6 protein-coding genes and 3 pseudogenes are annotated in these 7,113 nt (G+C 39.2%); 5 read left to right on the top strand and 4 right to left on the bottom strand.

Annotation, left to right across the window (positions count from 1 at the left end):
• Positions 1–343: 343 nt before the first annotated feature.
• Both AVJ19_RS22920 and AVJ19_RS22365 read left to right on the top strand, forming a co-directional pair.
• The gene (locus tag AVJ19_RS22920) at positions 344–658 is read left to right on the top strand and encodes a transposase family protein (protein ID WP_111861292.1); all 315 of its coding nucleotides are present in this window, start codon (positions 344–346) and stop codon (positions 656–658) included.
• The gene (locus tag AVJ19_RS22365; protein ID WP_213067271.1) at positions 606–1,076 is read left to right on the top strand and encodes a transposase family protein; all 471 of its coding nucleotides are present in this window, start codon (positions 606–608) and stop codon (positions 1,074–1,076) included. The genes AVJ19_RS22920 and AVJ19_RS22365 overlap by 53 nt, the downstream gene beginning before the upstream one ends.
• 304 nt (positions 1,077–1,380) lie before the next feature.
• On the opposite strand, the gene AVJ19_RS19910 is transcribed toward AVJ19_RS22365, so the two are convergent.
• Positions 1,381–3,000 carry an oleate hydratase gene (locus tag AVJ19_RS19910; RefSeq protein WP_004726755.1) on the bottom strand — a complete coding sequence of 540 codons (1,620 nt, stop codon included), beginning with the start codon at positions 2,998–3,000 and terminating at the stop codon, positions 1,381–1,383.
• A 275-nt stretch (positions 3,001–3,275) separates the two neighbouring features.
• On the opposite strand from AVJ19_RS19910, the pseudogene AVJ19_RS19905 reads away from it, so the two are divergent.
• From AVJ19_RS19905 to AVJ19_RS19895, 3 genes and pseudogenes are all read left to right on the top strand, one after another.
• Positions 3,276–3,569, top strand: a pseudogene (locus tag AVJ19_RS19905) (integrase core domain-containing protein); the annotation flags it as partial.
• A 119-nt stretch (positions 3,570–3,688) separates the two neighbouring features.
• Complete coding sequence (locus tag AVJ19_RS19900; protein ID WP_004812233.1) at positions 3,689–3,937, top strand: type II toxin-antitoxin system HicA family toxin; 249 nt, start codon at positions 3,689–3,691, stop codon at positions 3,935–3,937.
• Complete coding sequence (locus AVJ19_RS19895; protein ID WP_004812232.1) at positions 3,934–4,266, top strand: type II toxin-antitoxin system HicB family antitoxin; 333 nt, start codon at positions 3,934–3,936, stop codon at positions 4,264–4,266. Before AVJ19_RS19900 ends, AVJ19_RS19895 begins: the two co-directional genes overlap by 4 nt.
• A gap of 128 nt (positions 4,267–4,394) precedes the next feature.
• Here AVJ19_RS19895 and AVJ19_RS19890 read toward each other — a convergent pair.
• The 3 genes and pseudogenes from AVJ19_RS19890 to AVJ19_RS19880 form a co-directional block, all read right to left on the bottom strand.
• Positions 4,395–4,598 (bottom strand): annotated as a pseudogene (locus tag AVJ19_RS19890) (arsenic resistance protein); the annotation flags it as partial.
• A gap of 43 nt (positions 4,599–4,641) precedes the next feature.
• Positions 4,642–5,345 (bottom strand): annotated as a pseudogene (locus AVJ19_RS19885) (IS6 family transposase).
• A gap of 280 nt (positions 5,346–5,625) precedes the next feature.
• Positions 5,626–7,083: a DASS family sodium-coupled anion symporter gene (locus AVJ19_RS19880; protein WP_004695721.1), complete on the bottom strand. Its 1,458-nt coding sequence runs from the start codon at positions 7,081–7,083 to the stop codon at positions 5,626–5,628.
• Positions 7,084–7,113 lie beyond the last annotated feature (30 nt).

The following is a 7,113-nucleotide window of genomic DNA, read 5'->3' as shown; positions in this document are numbered from 1 at the left end:
AAATTCATGCACGTGTAGCAGTCCTCAACAAATTTACGGAATTAGGTCGACCACTTACCCAAGTTACGCCTTAAATTTGGCTCAATTAGGGGCGCTTTGCATTTCAAATCTTTGTACAACAACGCCCTTTAGAACCAGAATCTAAATAGTACTTATTTTGCTTATATCATATCTAATAGATCTCTTTCATAAATCAAAAAACGAGCACCTTTTTGATTGATATTTGTACTCTAATTTTCTTAGCATTCGTGCATAATCTACGGATGAAATACATTGATTCAAGAAGCTTTCTGAAACACAGTTTAAGCGATATACAGGCATCTCATGGTCAACCTTTTATTTAATGGTTGAGCAATTGCAGAAGCATGTTCCAGCTAAAGGCAGACCACCCAAATTAAGTCTGGAGGATCAGGTTCTGCTCTGTCTGAGCTATTGGCGGGAATACCGAACCTTATTTCACATTGCTACGAGTTACGGGGTTTCAGAGCCTACAGCCTCAAGAATTGTACGTCATGTTGAAGATTGTCTGCTTCAGTCCAAGCTGTTTAATTTACCGAAGAATTTGCCCGAAGGCGAAAGCATAGACTGGAATGTGGTGATCCTGGATGCCACAGAAATTCCAATTCAAAGGCCTAAAAAAACAGAAGAAAAGCTATAGTGGCAAGAAAAAGACGCATACCTTTAAAGTACAGGCCATCATCCATTATAAAACTCAGCAAATTCTGAGTTTATGCACTGATCGCGGTACGGTGCATGACTTCGAGCTATTCAAACGCAATTTAAAGCAGATTCCATCTGGAGCTTTTATCCTTGCAGATAAAGGCTACCAGGGAATTTATGCTGTGTATCCTAATAGCCTGTTGTCGTTAAAAGCCAAAAGACGCTGTAAATTGGATCCTGAACTCAAAATCTATAATCAGGAAATCAACAAAAGAAGAATCGGGATCGAGCATGTATTTGGTCGCCTGAAGACCTTTAAAATTCTTGCTGGACGTTACCGAAATAGAGGTAAAAGACTGGGTTTGAGATTCAGTTTAATTACTGGAATCTATAACTTGGAGTTGAGTGAAAAATGATTTATGAAAGAGATCTACTAATGACGTATAAAGTTTTATATAATTTTCCTGTTTATGTGATTTAAAATTAGGTACGTACACCGCCTCAACTTTTTAATAAAGTATAAAAGATGTTTACGTAGACAATAACCTTACTTTTGATAAGCCAAAAGAAAGCAAAAGCCTTTGTTACCCATACATAACATCCCTATTATGATGGATAACGTGTGGCATCCCTGCCACACTCGTGTATCCAAACGTTGCTTAAATTAAACTATGTAATAGTGGCGACATAAAGGTGCTCGTATCGCTATATATTAAAAACTTAGTGGAACACTGTTTCTAAAGCTTTTAAACCCACTTTGGGATCAAGTAGACCGTTGTAAATTTCAGGGATTTCACGTTCCACCCCAAAAAATTCATAAATGGCAAGCATCGCCCCACGAACTGAATATTCCACAGTAAAGACCACGTCATCTTCAATTTCCACAAACTGTCCAAGGAAAGCAAAGTTTTGTGAGCCTTGTGGAATTACCTGTGGACGATCCCCCGGTTTACGGCAGGCGAATAGGGCAGAGGCGTATGGCATCATGGCTGTGGTAACATCCGTCGTTGCCAAAACATGATCTAAAATGTCGTCAAAACCGAGCTGTTTAATCAGTTCTGTTAGGATTTCTTGCCCCGTGGCTTCGGACATTGGTTTTTTGATGTAATCGCCTATATGGTCAATTTGGAAACCGTAGCCCCATAAGGTATATAAACCTTCAGGTAAGTCGGCAAAGTGTGGCTGTGCAGGAACCACTATGGATAAATGCCAACCCGACTCATACCAAGTCATGAGTGCGCCTGTGCCTGGTTCATTGCCTGTATAGTCAATAATACGTTTAAGTAGCACGTCATCTTTCATGGTCAGAGTGAAAGACTCCCACTTATGTTCATCGACATTGCCATAAAAAGTCATTGGACGGCCAAAGTCTGGGGCTTTTTGTGCCAGCGTTTCCCAAAGCGTCCAGCCATGATCTTCTCGATGACGAATAAGGGCAGGCACGTCATGATTACCGCCATAACGTGAGTCTGCTGTAATAGAGCCTAAAGTGAAAATAGCTAAATCATTGGCTTTCAGATTAATTTGCTCTGAGCCTTCAGGCAATTGTACATATAGGCGTGAAGCGTAGCGTTCTTGAGTTTCAGCATTGGTAATGAAGTCTGCATCTGTGACATAGTGTCCAAAACGCACATCGACGCCTTGTGCGACTAACCAACGCTGTAGGGGCAGAATCATCGAGTCATATTGGTTGTACTTGGTACGTTTCACACCCGCTAAGGTATGAATGCGTGGCAATTCTTGAATAAAACGCAAGAAATAGCGTCTTAACTCTGCTGCACTGTGCCATTTTTGAAAAGCGAAAGTCGTGCGCCACATGCGCCAGAAATTGGTTTCAAAAAAGGTTTCATCAAAAAACTCATCAATGCGGCGACTGCCAATTTTTTCTTCTTTTGAAGCTAATAGGCGCAGCATCTGTGCACGATGTAGCGTATTCAGACCAAGCTTTGCTGCATCCGCAATGACATGTTCGGCATCAATCAACCGTGCATTGGCGTGGGTTTTCACTTTTTCATTAAACTCACGACATTCTTCACGCACCGAAATGTCTGGATTTTCCAAAGATGGAATACTGGAAAATAAGTCCCATAGGCACAAATAAGTTTCATCGGTCAGCATTCGCCCACCACGTGTTACCCAAGCTTGCGCGGCATGCGGTGTATGTCCACCATCCATCGAACCACCTGAAATATCGAGTTCTTCTAATATATGGATATTTTTGGCAGGGACTTTGGCATCACGGATTGCAAATGCAGCAGCAGCCATACCTGCGATACCACCACCAATAATCCAAAGATGGGACTGTTGTGCGTCTAATGGGGTGCGCTTCTTCTTTTGCATGGTTCACCTTTAATAATGATGTTAAAAACTATGAAGTATAAAATGTGATTTAGAAAAACCTTAAAAATAGTATGACTTTTTATATATGAAAAATGTATGAAATGGGAAGCAATTTACTCATTATATTTTGTAATCAAAAAAATGTAAGTAATGGTTATTTTTAATGGCTTTGTTGCACAAAGATTTCATAACTATATGATTTTAAAAGTTTTGATTATTTTTTGATCCAAAATTAAATTTATTTAAATCAGATGCTTACATATTTATGCAACAAAGCCATTCGCTATACCAATCGTTTAGAAGCAGCAAATTTACGAGCATCAGTCGGTACGACCGGTGATTCATACGATAATGCTTTGGCTGAAACAGTGAATGGGTTATACAAAACAGAGGTGATTGAATATTTAAAAGCAGATTGGCAAGGTTTAGCGGATGTACAACTTGCGACATTAAATTGGGTAGATTGGTTCAATAAAAAGCGTGTACATAGTGCACTCGGTTATGTATCGCCTTTTGAGTTTGAAGCAATGTACTATGATAAGATTAACCCGTTAGGTCAGGTGGCCTAACTTAAATAAAAAGTCTCCGACAAACCCGGTACGGTTCATTATATGAAATGCAACTAAATTCAGTTGCATTTTTTAATTTCAGGGGACTATACTTAGTCGTAACTGAGTAGGGCTAAAATATGGGTAAAACGGAAAAGTTATTGGAAAAATTTGGAAATTCAAAAAATACGTTTCCATATAAAGATTTAGTCGTTTTACTGAGCCAGCTCGGCTATGAAAAATTTGAAATGGCAGGCTCTCGTGTTCGGTTTTTTAATGAAAAAACTGAACATATGATTTTACTGCATAGACCACACCCTGAAAATGAAATCAAAGGTGGGGCATTGAAAGCTGTAAAACAGGCACTCAAGCAGGAGGGATTTTTATGAGCTATTTAAAATACAAAGGTTATCTTGGAACAATTGAGCCTGATCTTGAAACAGGTGAGTTATTTGGAAAACTTGCTTTTATTCGTGATCTTATCACCTATGAAGCGGAAACTTTAAAAGCCCTTGAGAAAGCTTTTCAGGAATCTGTAGACGGCTATTTAGAATCATGTGCTGAACTAGGAAAATCTCCTGATCAACCATTCAAAGGCACTTTTAATGTCCGTATTAGCCCTGAATTGCACCGTAAGGCGGTTTTAGCATCAAGTAATTCTCTAAATGCCTTTGTCAGTGATGCGATTCAAGAAAAGTTAATGCGTTTAGGTGCGTAATTTATTGAAGCCTAGGCTACTACCTAAAAATTGAAAAACTCAGCAAAAATGGGAGCTTAAAGCTCCCATTTTTAGTTTTGTATAAGGTGTATTATGTTAATTTTAGGAAATCTAAATACTCTTTTGATTCATACTTCTTTAAAAACTTTTTTTCTAAGCCATAGCGAAACTGTCACTAAGGCAATCAATACAGGCACTTCAACAAGCGGTCCAATCACTGTTGTGAAAGCTACAGGTGAAGCTAATCCAAAAGTGGCAATCGCTACAGCCAGTGCTAATTCAAAATTATTGCCTGCCGCAGTAAAGGAAATAGCAGTCGTTTTGGCACTGTTGCAAATAGAGATTTGAGTCGATGATGTTCCCTTTAAAAAGTGCTTAGAGACCGAAAACCCTGTTGATTAGACACACTTCACCCTGAGGCTGACCATAAAAAATGACGATGCTTGTCCTTTACGTAGTGCACGCATGACTTCAATACCTTTAATTGTGGCATAAGCCGTCTTCATAGATTTGAATCCTAATGTGGCCCTGATGATTCGCTTTAACTTACCATGATCACATTCAATGACATTATTTTTATACTTAATCTGCCTGTGCTCAATATCTACTGGACATTTTCCTTCTCGCTTTAATCGTGATAAAGCATGGCCATAGGTCGCTGCTTTATCTGTATTGATGACCCGTGGAATTTGCCATTTTTTCACCGTATTGAAGATCTTTCCTAGAAAACTATAGGCTGATTTACTGTTCCGTCTAGCGGAAAGGTAAAAGTCAATCGTATGACCCCGTTGATCAACTGCACGATACAGGTAAGTCCATCGCCCCTTCACTTTGATATAAGTCTCATCCATATGCCATGAATGTAAATCTGTAGGATTACGCCAATACCAGCGTAACCGTTTTTCCATTTCTGGAGCATAACGCTGAACCCAAAGATAAATTGTACTGTGATCCACATTTATGCCTCGTTCAGCGAGCATTTCTTGAAGTTCACGATAGCTGATGCCATATTTACAATACCAACGAACAGCCCAAAGAATGATTTCACCTTGAAAGTGCCGACCGTGGAAGGGATTCATCTGCTGTATCTCGAAATAAATAAGATATTTAGCTTATCATGTCAGCCTATTTGCAACAGTGCCTCATGACTACTATGTCTGTGAAACAACAACAGATAAGCAAGCGCATAATTGGGTCTATGACATCGAGTCTAATTAATCAAATATATTTTTATTCAGTGAGTAAAATTATAACGAAGTTTCTGTAATGGACAGATATTAAAAAGCCCCCTTATTCAGGGGGCAGGTTGTATAGATATAACTATACTTATAAAATTTTAATTTTGTTATAGATATTAAATTACCAATAGCCCAGCATCTTCCACCAAAGTCCGCCCAATACAATAAAAATAGCTATATTGATAATGCTCATAGCAAAACCAGCTTTCCACCATTCACCAAGCGTTGTATAACCTGAACCATAAATAATAGGGGATGTACCTGTCGCATAATGAGTCAGCGTCATCATAATGCTTGATGCTGCTGCCATAATCAGTGCAAAGAACATTGGAGGAGCACCTAGTGCGATACCTGCAATGTAGAATGCTGAAAACATAGCGGTAATATGTGCAGTAGTACTGGCAAAAATATAGTGAGCGTACATATAAGCAAATAGTAAAAGCATGGAAGCAGGAACCCACGTTAAGCCAAGCTGTCCAATGCTAGTTTGTAAAACACCAGAAAACCAAGCGATTAAGCCGAGCTTATTTAAAAAGGTCGCCATCATGACCAATGCAGCAAACCAAGTTACTGTATCCCATGCACTCTTTTGAGTTAAGACATCATCCCAAGTTAAAACTCCTGTAAGCAGAAGGAGTGATAAACCAATAAACGCGGTTGTAGTTGGGTCTAAAGTCCACATATCACCCAACAACATGGCAGGAATACCTGCCCAGAGTAATAATAAAATTCCAAATACAGCCAACATAATCATTTCATGTAAGGTAATGGGACCCATTTCTTGTAAACGGTCTTTGGCAAATTGTGCAGCATTTGGTGTTTTTTTAATTTCAGGTGGGTACATAAAGTAAAGCGCAATCGGCATAAATGCTAATGCAACAACACCTGGTAAAACCATTGCTAATGCCCATGTGGTCCAACTCAAATGGATTTGACTATTGGTCGCTTTCGCAATGAGTTCAACGACTAAAGGGTTGGGTGCAGTAGCCGTAATAAACATGGCAGAAGTAATAGGATTTGAATGGTAATTGACCAAAGCAAGATATTTACCAATTTTACCTTCAGTGCCTTTTTCTGGATCTGAGTCAAAACTCGTTGCAATCGAGCGCACGATAGGGTGAATAATTCCGCCTCCACGTGCTGTATTACTTGGGGTAACAGGTGCAAGAATGAGTTCAGATAATGCAAGGCTATAGCCAATACCAATGGTTCTTTTACCCCAAACTGCAATAAAGTAATAACCTAGTCGTGCACCTAGCCCTGTTTTTTGTAACCCTTTTGAAATCATGATGGATATACCAATCAACCAAATAAGAGGGTTAGCAAAGCCACTTAAAGCATCTTTGATGGCATCGCTAGGGTTATCTGCTGTTACTCGGGTAATCGCGACCAGTGCTATCGCGATAATCGAAATTGCACCAATAGGCATTGCTTTACCAATAATGGCTGAAATAACACCAATAAACATCGCAAATAGAAGCCAAGCATTTGCAGAAACATCTTGCGGAATTGGAATGAGAAACCAAATAATAAGGGTAAGTGATACTGAAATTATGGTTGGTATGAGTTTGAATCCCATTGAATCGTACTCCAAAAATATAGTTATTAT

Source organism: Acinetobacter sp. CFCC 10889 (assembly GCF_003268395.1).
In the GTDB taxonomy this organism is placed as follows: domain Bacteria; phylum Pseudomonadota; class Gammaproteobacteria; order Pseudomonadales; family Moraxellaceae; genus Acinetobacter.
This window is presented reverse-complemented; position numbering and strand designations above follow the sequence as displayed.

What these genes read in the sequence shown, in the direction of transcription:
- AVJ19_RS22920 (WP_111861292.1), top strand. Translation starts at nt 344, where the DNA reads ATGGTTGAGCAATTGCAGAAGCATGTTCCAGCTAAAGGCAGACCACCC.
- AVJ19_RS22365 (WP_213067271.1), top strand. Translation starts at nt 606, where the DNA reads ATGCCACAGAAATTCCAATTCAAAGGCCTAAAAAAACAGAAGAAAAGC.
- AVJ19_RS19910 (WP_004726755.1), bottom strand. Translation starts at nt 3,000, where the DNA reads ATGCAAAAGAAGAAGCGCACCCCATTAGACGCACAACAGTCCCATCTT.
- AVJ19_RS19900 (WP_004812233.1), top strand. Translation starts at nt 3,689, where the DNA reads ATGGGTAAAACGGAAAAGTTATTGGAAAAATTTGGAAATTCAAAAAAT.
- AVJ19_RS19895 (WP_004812232.1), top strand. Translation starts at nt 3,934, where the DNA reads ATGAGCTATTTAAAATACAAAGGTTATCTTGGAACAATTGAGCCTGAT.
- AVJ19_RS19880 (WP_004695721.1), bottom strand. Translation starts at nt 7,083, where the DNA reads ATGGGATTCAAACTCATACCAACCATAATTTCAGTATCACTTACCCTT.